General features: G+C 69.0%; 15 protein-coding genes. 10 read left to right on the top strand and 5 right to left on the bottom strand.

The genetic code is table 11. The features are described 5' to 3' along the window. The first annotated feature begins 67 nt into the window (after nucleotides 1-67). The 6 genes from ACF8ME_RS23660 (at nucleotide 68) to ACF8ME_RS23635 (ending at nucleotide 6,700) form a co-directional block, all read left to right on the top strand. Nucleotides 68-1,099: a LysR family transcriptional regulator gene (locus ACF8ME_RS23660; protein ID WP_392418421.1), complete on the top strand. Its 1,032-nt coding sequence runs from the start codon at nucleotides 68-70 to the stop codon at nucleotides 1,097-1,099. 156 nt (nucleotides 1,100-1,255) lie between these two features. Further along, on the top strand, nucleotides 1,256-2,254 hold the full coding sequence (locus ACF8ME_RS23655) for a tripartite tricarboxylate transporter substrate binding protein (protein WP_133072637.1): 999 nt from the start codon (nucleotides 1,256-1,258) through the stop codon (nucleotides 2,252-2,254). A gap of 14 nt (nucleotides 2,255-2,268) precedes the next feature. After that, on the top strand, nucleotides 2,269-3,777 hold the full coding sequence (locus tag ACF8ME_RS23650; RefSeq protein WP_392418420.1) for a class I adenylate-forming enzyme family protein: 1,509 nt from the start codon (nucleotides 2,269-2,271) through the stop codon (nucleotides 3,775-3,777). A 338-nt stretch (nucleotides 3,778-4,115) separates the two neighbouring features. Then, a complete protein-coding gene (locus tag ACF8ME_RS23645) occupies nucleotides 4,116-5,087 on the top strand; it encodes a tripartite tricarboxylate transporter substrate binding protein (RefSeq protein ID WP_016450255.1) in 972 nt (323 codons plus the stop codon). After that, a complete protein-coding gene (locus tag ACF8ME_RS23640; protein ID WP_016450256.1) occupies nucleotides 5,065-5,325 on the top strand; it encodes a hypothetical protein in 261 nt (86 codons plus the stop codon). The genes ACF8ME_RS23645 and ACF8ME_RS23640 overlap by 23 nt, the downstream gene beginning before the upstream one ends. Then, on the top strand, nucleotides 5,309-6,700 hold the full coding sequence (locus tag ACF8ME_RS23635; protein WP_392418418.1) for an amidase: 1,392 nt from the start codon (nucleotides 5,309-5,311) through the stop codon (nucleotides 6,698-6,700). Before ACF8ME_RS23640 ends, ACF8ME_RS23635 begins: the two co-directional genes overlap by 17 nt. Nucleotides 6,701-6,765: 65 nt before the next feature. On the opposite strand, the gene ACF8ME_RS23630 is transcribed toward ACF8ME_RS23635, so the two are convergent. From ACF8ME_RS23630 to fmdA, 5 genes are all read right to left on the bottom strand, one after another. After that, nucleotides 6,766-7,896: a zinc-dependent alcohol dehydrogenase family protein gene (locus ACF8ME_RS23630; RefSeq protein ID WP_392418416.1), complete on the bottom strand. Its 1,131-nt coding sequence runs from the start codon at nucleotides 7,894-7,896 to the stop codon at nucleotides 6,766-6,768. Next, on the bottom strand, nucleotides 7,893-9,134 hold the full coding sequence (locus tag ACF8ME_RS23625) for an ABC transporter substrate-binding protein (protein WP_392418414.1): 1,242 nt from the start codon (nucleotides 9,132-9,134) through the stop codon (nucleotides 7,893-7,895). The genes ACF8ME_RS23630 and ACF8ME_RS23625 overlap by 4 nt, the downstream gene beginning before the upstream one ends. Nucleotides 9,135-9,281: 147 nt before the next feature. Continuing rightward, nucleotides 9,282-10,307, bottom strand: a complete 1,026-nt coding sequence (locus ACF8ME_RS23620) for a tripartite tricarboxylate transporter substrate binding protein (protein WP_016450260.1) — start codon at nucleotides 10,305-10,307, stop codon at nucleotides 9,282-9,284. A gap of 146 nt (nucleotides 10,308-10,453) precedes the next feature. After that, entirely contained in the window at nucleotides 10,454-10,801 is a 348-nt protein-coding gene (locus ACF8ME_RS23615; protein ID WP_099732541.1) for a zinc ribbon domain-containing protein, read from the bottom strand. Nucleotides 10,802-10,818: 17 nt separating this feature from the next. Continuing rightward, nucleotides 10,819-12,051, bottom strand: coding sequence for a formamidase (gene fmdA / locus ACF8ME_RS23610; RefSeq protein ID WP_392418412.1), 1,233 nt, complete (start codon nucleotides 12,049-12,051; stop codon nucleotides 10,819-10,821). A 366-nt stretch (nucleotides 12,052-12,417) separates the two neighbouring features. Between fmdA and ACF8ME_RS23605 the strand changes: the two genes are divergently transcribed. From ACF8ME_RS23605 to ACF8ME_RS23590, 4 genes are read left to right on the top strand one after another with little or no spacing between them, the layout of a single operon-like run. Beyond that, nucleotides 12,418-12,822, top strand: coding sequence for a Zn-ribbon domain-containing OB-fold protein (locus ACF8ME_RS23605; protein ID WP_034365598.1), 405 nt, complete (start codon nucleotides 12,418-12,420; stop codon nucleotides 12,820-12,822). After that, nucleotides 12,819-14,030, top strand: coding sequence for a thiolase (locus tag ACF8ME_RS23600; RefSeq protein ID WP_012202116.1), 1,212 nt, complete (start codon nucleotides 12,819-12,821; stop codon nucleotides 14,028-14,030). The genes ACF8ME_RS23605 and ACF8ME_RS23600 overlap by 4 nt, the downstream gene beginning before the upstream one ends. 22 nt (nucleotides 14,031-14,052) lie before the next feature. Next, nucleotides 14,053-15,210, top strand: coding sequence for an acyl-CoA dehydrogenase family protein (locus tag ACF8ME_RS23595; protein ID WP_013800068.1), 1,158 nt, complete (start codon nucleotides 14,053-14,055; stop codon nucleotides 15,208-15,210). Between the two features lie 5 nt (nucleotides 15,211-15,215). Then, a complete protein-coding gene (locus tag ACF8ME_RS23590) occupies nucleotides 15,216-15,644 on the top strand; it encodes a PaaI family thioesterase (RefSeq protein WP_392418504.1) in 429 nt (142 codons plus the stop codon). Nucleotides 15,645-15,690: the final 46 nt, after the last annotated feature.

Genomic DNA, 15,690 nt, shown 5'->3' with positions numbered 1-15,690 from the left:
GCTAGGGAGGCAGGGCTGGCGCCACAATCCTCGCCAGCAGGCCAGGCCTGGTGACTCCCGATCAACAATGGCCGGCCCCGGCCCTGCAAAGAATGCCGAGATGGACCTGAACCTGTGCCGCGTCTTCATCGACATCGCCGAGGCCAAGAGCCTCACGCGGGCGGCCGAGCGCGGCGGCATGACGCGCTCCAACGTCTCGCGCCGGCTGCGTGCGCTGGAGACCGAGATGGGCGCGCAGCTGCTGCGCCGCACCACGCGCAATGTGGAGCTCACCCAGGCTGGCCAGCTGCTGTACCGGCGCTGCCTGGCCATGATGGAGGAGCTGCAGCGCGCCCGCGATGCCATCCACCAGTTGCGCTCCACCGTGAGCGGCGAGGTGGGCGTGCGCGTGCCCACCGGCTTCGGGCATTTCTATCTCAAGCCGCTGATCCTGGGCTTTTGCCGCGAGCATCCCGACATCCGCCTGCGCCTGCTGATCAACGACCAGATGGTCGACCTCGTGGCCTCCAAGGTCGATCTGGCGGTGCAGATCACCTCCGCGCCGCTGGACGATCTGGTGGCCACGCGGCTGTGCGATGTGCGCTGGAACTTCGTGGCCACGCCCGCCTGCCTGCAGGCGCTGGAGCAGTCGCTGGGCCGGCCCCTGCGCGCGCCTGCCGACCTGCTGCAGGCCCGCCTCATCCTGCCGCTGGCCATGGGCGGCAGGCTGGCCTGGCTGACCGGCAGCGGCGACGATGGCGTGGCCGCTGCCCTCGATGTGCTGCCCTCGCTGCAATCGGGCGACTACCGCCTGCTGTACGACGCCGTGCTGGACGGCCTGGGCCTGGCCCTGCTGCCGGACTACGTGACCTCGGCCGCGCTGGCCGGCGGCACGCTGGTGGCCGTGCTGGACCAGGTGGTGTTCTCCGGCCTGGGCAATGCCATGTACCTGGTGCGCATGCCCGACCGCCAGCCCACCATGGCCGCGCGCGCCTTCCAGCAGTTCCTGCGCGAGGCCATCGTCACCGCCGCACCCAGCTGGCAGGCGGGGGCTGAAGAGGGTGGTGAAGAAGGCGGTGAAGAAGGCGGCGGAGGGGGCTGCACGCACCGCTCTTCCTAGGATTGCCCTAACAGCCGGCAAACCCCGGCTTAGGCAAAAGCAGATTCCCAAGAAGCGCCGGCGTGCGCACCATTGCCTGCATGTCCGGCGCAGACCGGGCGCGCCGCCGTGCAGGCCACGGCAGTGCTTCATTCATTTTTTGCAGGAGACATGCACATGCCCGCCCAACACCGCCGCAAGGCCCTGGCCACCCTGGCCCATGCCCCGCTTCTGGCGTCCCTGGTGACCGCCCTGGCCACCCTCCCCGCCGCCGCGCAGGACGCGCAGCCCGTGCGCCTCATCGTGGGCTACTCGGCCGGTGGCCCCGTGGACCAGGGCGCCCGCCTGCTCAGCGTGGCGCTGACCAAGGAGCTGGGTGCCTCGGTGGTGGTGGAGAACAAGCCCGGCGCCAACGCCACCATGGCCGGCAGCGAGGTCGTGCGCGCCAGGCCCGACGGCCTCACGCTGTGGTTCGCGGCCAGCCCTACCATCACCATCAGCCCCAACGTGATGAGCAAGATGTCCTTCGACCCGGCCCGTGACCTCACGCCCGTGGCGCCCGTGCTCAGCTACTACAACGTGCTGGTGGTCAACAACAACGAGCCCTACAAGACCACGGCCGAGCTCGTGGCCTATGCCAAGGCCCATCCGCAAAAGCTCAACTACGGCTCGGCCGGCGTGGGCGGCTCCAACCACCTGGGCGCGCTGCTGTTCGCGCGGCGCAGCGGCATCGAGATGAACCACATCCCCTACAAGGGCAACGCACCGGCCATGACCGACGTGATCGGCGGCCAGCTGAGCATGATGCTGGACATCATCAGCACCGCCAGCAGCTACATCCAGGGCGGCAAGGTGCGGGCCATCGCCGTCACCTCGCCGCAGCGCAATGCGTCCCTGCCCGATGTGCCCACCTTTGCCGAGTCCGGCATCGAAGGCCTCAAGGGCTTCGACGTGGGCGGCTGGTATGGCGTCTATGGGCCCAAGGGCATGTCGCCTGAACTCGTGGCCCGCCTGAACAAGTCCATCAACGCCGCCCTGGCCCAGCCGGAGCTGCGCAAGCGCCTCAAGGAACTGGGCTACGAAGAGTGGACCGGCGCACCCCAGAAACTGGCCGAGCGCGGTGCCAAGGAGCGCGCCATGTGGGCCACCGTCACGCAAGGCATTGTGGTGGACTGAGGGATACGCGGAGCATGAATCAACGAATACACCATCTGCTGGACCGCTGGCTGGCCGAAGCGCCGCAGCGTCCCTTCATCCACCTGCCCGACGGCAGCAGCCTGAGCTTTGCCGACCTGGGCGCGCTGGCGGACACGGCCGAGGCCGAGCTGCGCGCGCTGCAGGTGCGGCCCGGCGACCGCGTGCTGGTCGTGGCCGAGAACTGCCCCGAGCATGCGGCGCTGATCCTGGCCTGCAGCCGCGTGGGCGCCTGGTCCTGTGGCGTGAACGCACGCATGGCGCCCGGCGAGATCGATGCCTTTGCGGCCAAGGCCGATGCGCGCGTGGTGTATTTCACCTCGGCCGCATCGGACAGCGCCAGCGGCCACGCGCGGCGCTTTGGCGCAGGCGACTCGGCCCTGGCCGGCATGCAGCACAGCCCCGTGCGCGCTGAGGCGGTGGCCGAATCCGGCGCGCTGCAGGACGAGGTGGCGGCGCTGATCTTCACCTCGGGCACCACGGGCACGCCCAAGGGCGTGATGGTGGGGCATGAGGCGCTGACGCTGTTCGCGCGCGTCTCGGCCGCATCGCGCGGGCTGGGCCCCGGGGACCGCAGCTACGCCTTCGTGCCCATGACCCACATCTTCGGGCTGGGCACGGTGCTGCTGGCCTCGCTGCATGCGGGCGCGCAGATGGTGATGCGCCCGCAGTTCGACCCGGCCGACCTGCTGGATGCGCTGGCGCGCCACGGCATCTCGCAACTGCAGGGGCCGCCTGCGCTGTACGCGCGCCTGCTGGCCCATCTGCAGGAGCAGGGCATTGCACACCCGCAGGCGCCTGCGCTGCGCTATGTCTACACAGGCGCAGGCCCGCTGGACCTGACGCTCAAGAAACGCGTGGAGGCCGCCTTCGGCCAGGCGCTGCACCATGGCTACGGCCTGTCGGAATACGCAGGGTCGGTCCACCTCACGCGACAGGGCGAGCAGCGGCCCGACACCAGCGCCGGCTACGTGGTGGAAGGCGCCGAGGTGCGCGCCGTGGACCCGGCCACGGGCCGGCCCCTGCCGGTGGGCGAGCGCGGCGAGCTGTGGATACGCGGGCGCGGCCTGATGCACGGCTACTTCCGCGATGACCAGGCCACGGCCGCCGTGATGCGCGAGGGCGGCTGGTACGCCAGCGGCGACCTGGGCGAGCTGCATGACGACGGCGCGCTCTTCGTGGTGGGGCGGCTCAAGGAAATGATCATCCGCTCGGGCTTCAATGTGTATCCGGCCGAGGTGGAACTGGCGCTCAACGAGCTGCCCGGCGTGCAGCGCAGCGCCGTGGTCGGCCGCCCCGAAAACGATGGCAACGAGGAGGTCATCGCCTTCGTCGAGCTGCAGCCCGGCGCCACGCTGGACAACGCTGCCGCGCGTGCCCACCTGCGAGAACGGCTGGCGCCCTACAAGCTGCCCGCCCGCATCGTGCCCCTGGCCGAGCTGCCCACCAGCCCCAACGGCAAGGTGCTCAAGCGCCTGCTGCAGGAACAGGCGCTGCGCGCTTGAGCCAACACGCCCGCTGAATCGTTGCGCCGGTGCCACTGCCGGTGCAACCTTTCACCCTCCCTGCCCTGAATCCCGACGCGCGCCAAGGCCATCGCCGTCGGAAACCCTTATCTGCGGCATCGATGCAACACCCCTACGCCAAGCGTGGCGCAGGCCTTGCACCCCTTCTTTCATGATGTAAAACTATGGAACTTAATATCTCGATAGTTTAAAAAGATTCATTAACTGAACGCTTGCCATGCCCGGGCTGCAGGCAGCCGCAGTGGTGCACATCCCATGTGCCTGCTCACGTCTGCAAAAAGACAAGCCCCATTTCCGCAACCATTTGAATCAAGCGAATGAAAAAAATCCTCAATCTGATTTTCGGAGGTATTTTCCTGATCGCTGCCAGCTTGGTTCATGCGGCCTGGCCAGACCGGCAGATCACGCTGGTTGTACCTTTCCCGGCAGGCGGTGGCACCGATATCGTGGGGCGCATCATCGCCAAGGAGCTTGCACAACGCCTGCGCGTCAACGTGGTGGTGGAAAACCGCCCTGGCGCCTCGGGCAACATCGGTGCGCGCCAGGTCTCCAAGGCCCGTCCCGATGGATATACGCTGCTGATCTGCTCCACGGCCCAGACCATCTCGGGCGCGCTGTACACGCAGGCCGGCTATGACGTGGTCAACGACCTCGAAGCCATCTCCACCATCAACGACGGTCCTCTGGTGCTCATCACACGCCCGGGCCTGAAGCTGGCGTCGGTGCAGGACCTGATCGAGCTGGCGCGGCGCAGCCCCGGCAAGCTGACCTATGCCACGCCGGGCTACGGCAGCGCGGGCCACATGGCGGCCGAGGCCCTGAGCCTGGCCGCCGACATACGCATGCTGCACATCCCCTACCAGGGCGCCGCGCCCATGATGAGCGACCTGGTGAGCGGCCAGGTCGATATCGCCTTCGACCTGCTGATCACGGCCAAGCAGTATGTGCACCAGGGCAAGGTCAATCGCGTGGGCGTGGCCACGCGCGAGCGCTCGCCCCTCATGCCCGACTGGCAGACGCTCAGCGAGCAAAGCCCGGCCCGGCTCGGCAATTTCAACGAGACCTCATGGAATGTGCTCATGGCACCCAAGGGCACGCCGGCCGCGATAGTGAACGCCATCAATGCACAGATGAAAAATATCCTGACCGACGAAAAGGTGCAGAAGAAATTCATGGAGCTTGGCAGCATTCCCCTTTGGAAATCCGTGGACAGCACCAAGGCATTCGTATCCGACGACGCCAGAAAATGGAGAAAGGTGGTCAGTGATGCCGGCATCGCGAAAATCTGAAATACCCCCTTCGCCGCAGAAACTGGCAGGGCCCGATGTCAATGCGCTGCACGAATTGCTCAATGCGCTGAAAAAGCACGGCATCGACATCCCCTTCGAGCGGCTGGGACCCATCCTGGCGGAGCACCAGTTGCTGATGGAGCACCGCGGCCTCGTCAACGAACTGGCGCATGAGGCGGGACCCTCGCAGATCCACACCACCATCTCCCGTCAGAGCAAGCATGAGCGGCAGTCCTGAACTTTCGATACGACAGATGGCCAGCGCGCTGCGCGCCGGCAAGACCACTTCGGAGATGCTGACCCGGGCGGCGCTGGGACGCATCCGCGCCATGGACATCGACATCCATGCCTTCACCAATCTCGATGCCAGCGGTGCCATGGAGGCTGCGCGCAACGCAGACATGGCGCGCGGAGAAAGCGCCGATCTGCCGTTGCTCCACGGCATTGCCGTGGCCATCAAGGACGTCTACGACGTGGCCGGCCTGCCGACCACCTGCCAGTCCTGGCTGAGCCTGGACTATGTGCCCGAAGACGATTCCACGCCGGTGCGGCGCCTGCGCGATGCGGGCGCCGTCATCCTGGGCAAGCTGGCCACGCACGAGTTCGCCATCGGCGCGCCCAGCCCCGACCTGCCGTTTCCCGCAGCCCGCAACCCCTGGGACCTGGCCCATATCCCGGGCGGATCGTCGTCGGGCTCGGGCGCCGCCATTGCGGCAGGCTTCACGCGGCTGGCCCTGGGCACCTGCACGGGCGGCTCCATCCTCATACCGGCCGCCTGGTGCGGCGCCGTGGGGCTGAAACCCACCTACGGCCGCGTCTCCAAGCACGGCGTGTTCCCCCTGGCCTGGACGCTGGACCACTGCGGCCCGCTGTCGCGCAGCGTGGAGGATGCGGCCATCGCGCTGCAGGTGCTGGCCGGGCACGACCCGCTGGACCCGGCCAGCTCCACCGAACCCGTGGACGACTACAGCACGGGGCTTGAGCAGGGCGTGAAGGGCCTGACCATCGGCGTGCCGCAGGACCACTTCCAGTCGTCGCCCCAGGCGTCGCCCACGTTCCTTTCGGCCTTCGACCGCACGGCCGCGCTGCTGGCCGAGGCCGGCGCCCGTCCCATCCACGTGAGCCTGCCCCACAGCCAGCAGTTCCTGGCGGCCGGCCGCGTCATCCTCAGTGCCGAGATGTTCACCATCCATGCGCAGGACCTGCGCTCGCGCCCGCTGGACTATGGCGAGCTCACGGCGGCGCGGCTGCTGCTGGGCGCCACCGTGTCCTCGGAGGACTACCTGAACGCCCTGCGCGTGCGCCGCATGCTGGCGGCCCGCGTGGACGCGGCCCTGGACCGCTGCGACGTGCTGCTGACCGCCATCACCCTGGATACGGCGCCGCGCTTCGACCCCATGCCGCATTTCCGCCACTGGCCGGTGCAGACCCATGCCTTCAACGTGACCGGGCACCCGGCCATCAGCGTGCCGGTGGGCCTGTCGCCGCAAGGCCTGCCGCTGGCCGTGCAGGTGGTGGGACGCTACTTCGACGAGGCCCGCATCCTGCAGGTGGCCCGGGCCATCGAGCGGCTGACCGGCTGGGAAAACCAGCTGCTGCCCGACGGCACCTGACCGCCGTGCTTGGCTTGGACACAGCAGCAGCAGCCCCGGTCCTCGCTGATCAGCCTGACTTCCTATCAGGCCTCCATGCGGATGATCTGGCGTATGGCCTCGCCCCGCGCCAGGCGGTCGAAGCCCTCGTTGATCTGGTCCAGCGTCAGGTGGCCGGTGACCAGGCGGTCCACCGGCAGCCTGCCGGCCGCATGCAGGGCGAGATAGCGGTCGATGTCGCGGCGCGGCACGCAGCTGCCCATGTAGCAGCCCTTGAGCGTGCGCCCCTCGGCCACCAGGTGCCAGACCGGCAGGCTGATGGCCTGGGCGCTGGAAGGCAGGCCCGCCGTCACGGTCTGGCCCCCGCGCCGCGTGATGCGGTAGGCCATCTCCAGTGCCTTGGCCGAGCCCACCATCTCGAAGGCATGGTCCACGCCGCCGCCCGTCAGCGCCCGCACCTGCTTGACGGCATCCTCGTCGCCGGCATTGACGGTGTCGGTGGCGCCGAAATCGCGCGCCATGGCCAGCTTGTCGGCATTGAGGTCCACGGCCACCACGCGGGCCGCGCCCGCCGCCGCCGCGCCCATCACCGAGGACAGGCCCACGCCGCCCAGCCCCACCACGGCCACGCTCTGGCCGGGGCTCACCCTGGCGGTATTGGCCACCGCGCCCACGCCGGTCATCACGGCGCAGCCGAACAGCGCAGCCAGCTCCAGCGGCACCGACTTGTCGATGCGGTGCACGCCGCGGCGCGAGAGCACGGCATGCTCGGCAAAGGCCGAGACGCCGACGAAGTGCGAGATGGGCTGGCCATTGCGCGACAGCCGCCTGGCGCCCGACAGCAGGGTGCCCGCCACGCCGGCCTGGCCCGCGGGCTCGCAGAGCACCGGCCGGCCCTCGGCGCAGGGCTGGCAGTTGCCGCAGCCGGGCACGAAGAGCATGACCACGTGGTCGCCCACCTCCAGGTCGGTCACGCCCTCGCCGAGCGCCTGGATCACGCCTGCGGCCTCATGGCCGAGCACGATGGGCGTGTCGCGCGGACGGTCGCCGTTGATGATGGACAGGTCGGAGTGGCACACGCCTGCGGCGGCCACCTTGACCAGCACCTCGCCGGGGCCGGGCGGCGCCAGGTCCACCTCCCAGATCTCCAGCGGGCGGCTGTCGGCATAGGGCGCGGCTGCGCCCGTTCTCGTGAGTACGGCGGCGCGTGTCTTCATGATGTCTTCACCAGCTTGCAGCTGCTCCTGGACAGCGGGCGGAAGGCCTCGTCACCGGGGATGGTGGAGAGCACCTTGTAGTAGTCCCAGGGGTATCTGGATTCCTCGGGCTTCTTGATCTGCACCAGGTACATGTCGTGCACCATGCGGCCGTCCTCGCGCACCTTGCCGTTCTGGGCGAAGAAGTCCTCGATGGGCATCTGCTTGAGCTGGCGCGCCACCGCGTTGCCGTCGTCGCCCCTGGTGGCCTGCACGGCCTTGAGGTAGTTGGTGACGGCCGAGTAGGCGCCCGCATGGATCATGGAGGGCATCTTCTTCATCTTCTCGAAGAAGCGCCGCGACCAGCCACGCGTGGCTTCGGTGCGGTCCCAGTAAAAGCCCGTGGTCAGCACCATGCCCTGGCCGTAGCGCAGGCCCAGCGCATGCACGTCGTTGATGAACAGCAGGCTGGGCACCAGGGTCTGCCTGGGCGCGATGCCGAACTCGTGCGCGGCCTTGATGGCGTTGACCGTGTCGCTGGTGGCATTGGCCAGGTTGATCACCGAGGCCTTGGAGGCCTGGGCCTGCAGCAGGAAGGACGAGAAATCGCTGGCATTGAGCGGATGGAAGGTGGTGCCCACCAGCTTGCCGCCGCCGTCCTTCAGGAAGTCGGTCACGTTGGCCGTCATGGCCTTGCCGAAGGCGTAGTCCACGCCCAGGATGAACCATTCCTTCTTGCCCTGGGCCAGGATGCCGCGCACCGCGCCGTTGGCCAGCGCATAGCTGTCGTAGGTGTAGTGGATGGCCGTGGGTGCGCAGTGCTCGTTGGTGAGGATGTCCGAGGCGCCGCCGGTGTTGATCACCATCTTGCCGCGCTCGCGCGCCAGGTTGTTGACGGCGATGGCGACGGCCGTGTTGTTGATGTCCACGATCAGGTCCACGCCGTCGCGGTCGAACCAGGTGCGCGCATGGGTGGCGCCCACGTCGGCCTTGTTCTGGTGGTCGGCCCAGACCACCTCGATCTTCCTGCCCAGCACCTGGCCGCCGAAGTCGGCCACGGCCATCTTCGCGGCCTCGACGGAGCCGCGCCCCGCCGTGTCCGCGTACAGGCCCGACATGTCGCTGAGCACGCCGATGCGCACCACGTCGTCCGATATCTGCTGCGCCTGCGCCGCCGCCGTCCACAGCAGGCCGGCGCCCAGCGCGCAGCCGGCAGCGCGCGCCTTGGTCAAGCCGCCTCGCATCAAGCCTTTCCGCATATCCGTCTCCTTGTCTCGGGGTTGTTTTTCTGGATACCGGAGGCAAGCCTAAGCAGGCAGGCCCGGACCGCCTATGCGCGATTGCGAAAGACCGGGTTGCAGCGCTGCGAAGCCGGGTTTGTCCCGGGTACGGGCACGCCGCCGTGCTCAGTCCGCCTGGATGCCGGCCACCTTGACCACCTGGGCCCATTTGCGCAGCTCGCTGCTCAGGCGCTCGCGCATCTGCTGCTGGGTGCCGGGGTCGGCCTCGGCGCCGGCCGTCAGCAGGCGCTCGCGCACGGCGGCATCGCGCAGCGCGGTGTTGAAGTCGGCATTGATGCGCGCCAGCACGGCGGGCGGCGTGCGGGCCGGCGCGAACAGCGCGGCCCAGGAATAGGCCTCGTACTCGGGCAGGCCCGACTCGGCGATGGTGGGCACCTCGGGCAGCATGGCCGAGCGCTGGCGGCTGGCCACGCCCAGCACCTTGATGCGGCCCGACTTGATGTGCTGCAGCGCACTGGGCGCATCGGCAAACATCAGCTGCACCTGGCCGCCCAGCAGGTCGTTCATGGCCGGCGCGCTGCCCTTGTAGGGAATGTGCTGCAGCTTGATGCCCGCATGCATGTTGAACAGCTCGCCGGCCAGGTGCGTGCCGCCGCCATTGCCCGAGGAGCCGAAGCTCAGCCCGTTGCCGGACTTGGCCAGCGCGATCAGCTCGCGCACGTTGCGGGCGGGCACCGAGGGATGGGCCACCAGGAAGACCGGGAACATGGCCGCAAAGCTCACGGGCGCGAAGTCGCGCTCTATGTCGTAGGTCATCTTCGGCTGCAGCGCCGGGTTGACCGCATGGTGGATGGAGCCCACGAACAGCGTGTAGCCGTCGGCAGGCTCCTTGGCTGCGAGGGCCGCGCCCACCATGCCGCCGGCGCCCGCGCGGTTGTCCACGATGCAGGGCTGCGGCCAGATCTCGCCCAGCTTCTGGGTGAAGGCGCGTGCCGTGGTGTCCACCGGGCCGCCGGGCGGAAAGGGCACGATGAAGCGCACGGGCCGCGTGGGCCAGGCATCGGCCGCAAACGCCGGCCGGACTGCAGGCAAGAGGCTGCCGGCCGCCAGCGCGCCACCGGCGGACAGCAGGCGGCGGCGGCGCGAAGAGAAGGAGGAAGTGGCAGAAGGCAGGAAGGAAGACGGGGGCATGGCGAAACTCCGGGCAACGGGCGGCGGCTTGCCGCGCGGCCCATTCTGGGCAAGCCGCCCTGCGCCGTGTTTCGCGAATGTGGAAGGCGCGCTTCCAGGGCTCCCAAGCGGTGGAAACCCTGGGAATCGGTCCACCCCGATGCAGCCTAGTGGCTGATCATCCAGGGCCGCCGCGAGGGCGCGGACTTCGCGCCGTTGGGCGCCGTCACCGTGGCGCTGCGCCGGCCCGATCCGCAGCAGCCGCAGCCTGCCGGGTGCCTGAGCCGCGCATAGTCATAGTCGCGCGAGCTGGCGGGCTCGTGGCGCGCGCGCTCGTTGGTGTCCATGGCGCGGCGCGTGCCGTCGGCCATCAGCGCCAGCCGGGGCGCGGCGGCCAGCACGCGCGCAGCCGCCGTGCCGCAGCCGGGGCAGGCCGCAGGCTCGTCGCGCAGGCGCAGCGGCCGCAGGGCCTCGAAGCCGCCGCATTGCACGCAGTCATAGTCGTAGGTGGGCATGGGCGGGCTCCTTGGCGTCAGCGCAGGTCGGGGGACAGGGGCATGTCCACGCTGCCGTCGAACTGGACGACCGGCCCTGCGGCGTTGGGGTTGATGTCGAAGTCGAAGATGCCCGTGGGCAGCCACAGCGTGGCGCAGGAGTTGGGCACGTCCACCACGCCGCTGATATGGCCCTGCACGGGCGCCGTGCCCAGGATGGAATACGCCTGGGCGCCGCTGTAGCCGAACTTCTTCAGGTATTCGATGGCGTTCAGGCAGGCCTGGCGGTAGGCCACGTTGACATCCAGGTAGTGCTGCCTGCCGCTCTCGTCCACCGAGATGCCCTCGAAGATCAGGTAGTCGTCATAGCGCGGCGTGACGGGGCTGGGCTTGAAGATGGGGTTCTTGATGCCGTACTTGGCCATGCCGCCCTTGATGAGTCCGACCTTCATGTGCACCCAGCCGGCCATCTCGATGGCGCCGCAGAAGGTGATCTCGCCATCGCCCTGGCTGAAGTGCAGGTCGCCCACGCTCAGGCCGGCGCCGTCCACATAGACGGGGAAGAACACCTTGGCGCCGCGCGAGAGGTCCTTGATGTCGCAGTTGCCGCCATGCTCGCGCGGCGGCACGGTGCGTGCGCCTTCGGCGGCGGCCTTGTCGCGGGCCTCGCCGCGCATCTGGCCCATGTGGGCCGTGCCGGCCGACGGCGGGTTGGCCAGGCCGGGCACGCGCTCGGGATCGGTGGCGACCAGGGCGCGCTCGCGCTCGTTCCACATCTCCAGCATGGGCCGGTCAGGCAGGCAGCCGATGAGGCCGGGATGGATGAGGCCGGGGAAGTTCACGCCTGGTATGTGGCGCGAGCTGGTGAACATGCCCTTGAAGTCCCAGATCGATTTCTGGGCCGAGGGGAAATGGTCGGTCAGGAAGCCGCCGCCATTGTTCTTGGAGAAAAAGCCGTTGAAGCCCCAGAGGCTGTCGGGCTTGGCGCCGATGTCCAGCAGGTCCACCACCAGCAGGTCGCCGGGCTGGGCGCCCTTCACGCCCACGGGGCCGGACAGGTAGTGCACCGTGGTCAGGTCGATATCGCGCACATCGTCGGCGCTGTCGTTGTTCTTGATGAAGCCGCCGGTCCAGTCGTAGGTCTCCAGGATGAAGTCGTCGCCGGGCTGGACCCAGCAGGCCATGGGAATGTCCGGGTGCCAGCGGTTGTGGACCCTTTCGTTGTCGGTGGGCGGGCGGTTCAGGTCCACCTTGATCAGCGTATCCGTCATGTGCAAAAACCTCCTGGGTGGGTGGGGATCGACAGCGGAGAACGGGCCGGGGTGCGGCACGCCATTGCCGGCCTTCCTGTGGCGCCACGCCGTGACAAAGCGGCGGCGCGCCCTCGGTGCGCCGGCAGGCGGCGCAGGGCGGGTATGAAGAAAAGGCCGGGAATGCATAAACACCATAGCAGCCGTGCCTGCCGGCCCGCCTAGGCAGCAACCCTGGGTTGACAGCCGGACGCCGGCGCTGGTGAAGCCACCCTTCCAGATTGGCGAATTGAAGCGGCCCCGCGATGCGGGCATGCTGGCGGACAGCCGCTGCCCTGCATGCCGCCGGGCGCAGCGCCAAGAACACAAAGAATGGAAACACCGCCCATGCACCTGAGCGCACAGACCCACTACCAGGCCGAACTCGATGCCGGCCGTTTCTGCATACAGCAGTGCCCGCAATGCACGCGCCATGTCTTCACCCCGCGCGAGCTGTGCCCGCACTGCGGTGCCAGCCCGCTGCGCTGGGTGCGCGCCAGCGGCCAGGGCACGGTCTACTCCACCTCCACCGTCGCACGCAAGAGCGATGCCGGCGGCGACTACAACGTGGCCCTGATCGACCTGGACGAAGGCGTGCGCATGATGGGCCGCGTCGAAGGCATTGCGCCGGCCGACGTGCGCATAGGCCAGCGCGTGAGCGCCCATGTGGCGAGCAAGGACGGACGCGGCCTGGTGCTGTTCCAGCCCGCGCTGCAACCGGCTCCACAGGCTTCCCATGGAGGTGCAGCATGAGCGCCCGTATCCCCCAATCCACCCTGGACGCCGCCGCCGTGAACCGCCCGCTGCGCGGGCGCGTGGCCATTGCCGGCGCCGCCACCTATGGCTGCGGCGAGGCACCCGGCATGGACGACATGACCCTGCTGGTGCGCGCCGCCCATGCGGCCGTGGCCGATGCCGGCCTGACCATGCAGGACATCGACGGCCTGGCCACCTGCAGCGTCAACGCCAGCATGTGGACCATGCCCGTGATCGAGCACCTGGGCATCAACCCCACCTACGTGGACGGCACGATGATCGGCGGCAGCAGCTTCATCGCCCACCTGCTGCCCGCCATCCGCGCGCTGGAGGCCGGCCAGTGCAAGGCCGTGCTGGTGTGCTACGGCAGCGCCCAGCGCTCGGCCACCTTCGGCCGCAAGGAAGGCCAGGCGGCGCGGCGTTTCCTGGACCCGCAGCCCTATGAGTTCCCCTACGAGCCCGTGCTGCCCGTGACCGCCTATGCGCTGGCGGCCGCGCGCCACATGCACGAGTTCGGCACCACGCGCGAGCAGCTGGCCGAGGTGGCCGTGGCCGCGCGTGCCTGGGCCCAGCTCAACCCCGAAGCCTTCATGCGCGACCCGCTGACCATCGAGGACGTGCTCTCGGCCCGCCCCATCGCCAGCCCCTTGAGCGTGCGCGACTGCTGCCTGGTGACGGACGGCGCGGGCGCCATCGTGCTGGTGCGCGGCGAGCGCGCCCGCGACCTGCCGCGCCCCCCCGTCTACGTGCTGGGCAATGCCACGGCCATCTGGAACCGCCAGATCTCCTGCATGCCCGACCTGACCACCACGGCTGCCGCGCAGTCGGGCGCCCAGGCCTTTGCCATGGCCGGGCTCACCGCTGCCGACATGGACATGGCCCAGGTCTACGACGCCTTCACCATCAACACCCTGCTGTTCCTGGAGGACCTGGGCTTTTGCGCCAAGGGCGAAGGCGGCGCCTTCGTGTCCAAGGGCGGTATCGCGCCCGGCGGGCGGCTGGCCGTCAACACCAACGGCGGCGGCCTGTCCTGCGTGCACCCGGGCATGTACGGCATCTTTGCGCTGATCGAGGCCGTGCGCCAGCTGCGCGGCGAGGCCGGCCAGCGCCAGCTGGGACGCCACCGCACGGCCGTGGTGCACGGCAACGGCGGCACGCTGTCAAGCCAATCCACGGCGGTGCTGGGAACCGCCGAAACCCTCTGAACCGCACAGGAAGCACACCGCAATGATCCGCGACCAAGAAACCCTCGAAGCCCTGCTGGACAGCGTGCGCCGCTTTGTGCGCGAGCGCCTGGTGCCCGCCGAGAACGAAGTGGCCGAGACCGACGAGATTCCCGAGTCCATCGTGCAGGAGATGCGCAACCTGGGCCTGTTCGGCATGACCATCCCCGAGCAGTTCGGCGGGCTGGAACTGACCATGGAGGAAGAGGTGCGCGTGCTCTTCGAGCTGTGCCAGACCGCGCCGGCCTTCCGCTCGGTGATCGGCACGACCGTGGGCATAGGCTCGCAGGGCATCCTCATCGACGGCACGCCCGAGCAGCAGGCGGCCTGGCTGCCCAAGCTGGCCACGGGCGAGATCATGGCCTCGTTCGCGCTGACCGAGCCCGAGGCGGGATCGGACGCGGCCTCGCTGCGCACCACCGCCATCAGGGACGGTGACCACTATGTGGTCAACGGCAACAAGCGATTCATCACCAATGCGCCGCATGCGGGCATGTTCACGCTGATGGCGCGCACCGACCCGGCCAACAAGGGCGCGGGCGGCGTCTCGGCCTTCATCGTGGATGCGAAGTCGCCGGGCATCAGCTTCGGCAAGAACGACGTGAAGATGGGCCAGAAGGGCGCGCACACCTGCGACGTGTTCTTCGACAACGTGCGCGTGCCGGCGGCCAACCTCATCGGCCTGAAGGAAGGCCAGGGCTTCAAGACCGCCATGAAGGTGCTGGACAAGGGCCGCATCCACATCGCGGCCGTGAGCGTGGGCGTGGCGCAGCGCATCCTGCGCGACGCGCTGAACTATGCGCTGGAGCGCAAGCAGTTCGGCCAGCCCATCTGCGAGTTCCAGCTGGTGCAGGCCATGCTGGCCGACAGCCAGGCCGAGCTGTATGCGGCCGAGTGCATGGTGATCGACGCAGCGCGCCGCCGCGACGAGGGCCGCAACGTCTCCACCGAGGCCTCGTGCTGCAAGATGTTCGCCACCGAGATGGTGGGCCGCGTGGCCGACCGCGCCGTGCAGATCCTGGGCGGCTCGGGCTACCTGGCCGAGTTCGGCATCGAGCGCTTCTACCGCGACGTGCGGCTGTTCCGCCTGTACGAAGGCACGACCCAGATCCAGCAGGTCATCATCGCGCGCAACATGGTGCGCGAGGCGCGCGCCGCATGAGCCACATGAGTGCACCGGCCCCCGACCGCAATGCCTTCATGCGGCTGATCGGCGCCTCGCAGGTGCCCGCGCCGCCCGGCAAGGTCCATGTGCACCTGCCCCACATGCGCGAGGAACTGCTCAACCAGCTGCCCGCCGCGCACGGCGGCGTGCTCATGACGCTGCTGGACTCCGTGATGTCGCGCGCCGCCGGCGAGCTGCCCGGTGCGCCATCGCAGACCGCCGTGACGGTGGAGATGAGCAGCCGCTTCCACCGCCCGGGCAAGGGCGCGCTGCTGGCCGAAGGCTGGGTGGTGCACTCCAGCCGCAGCCTGTGCAGCTGCGCGGCGCAGTTGCTCGATGAAGACGGAAAGCTCGTGGCCACGGCCACCGGCACCTTCAAATACTGGCTGGCACCGACCACGCTGGACCGGGGCACGGCCCAGGCCGACTGAACGGGCGGCGGTCGGCGGGCAGCCGTCGGTGGGCCGCTACTCCAGC

Source organism: Delftia sp. WSY_7 (assembly GCF_043104845.1).
Taxonomy (GTDB): domain Bacteria; phylum Pseudomonadota; class Gammaproteobacteria; order Burkholderiales; family Burkholderiaceae_C; genus Comamonas; species Comamonas tsuruhatensis.
Note: the sequence above shows the minus strand (reverse complement) of the source record. Positions and strands in the feature narration are given on the sequence as shown.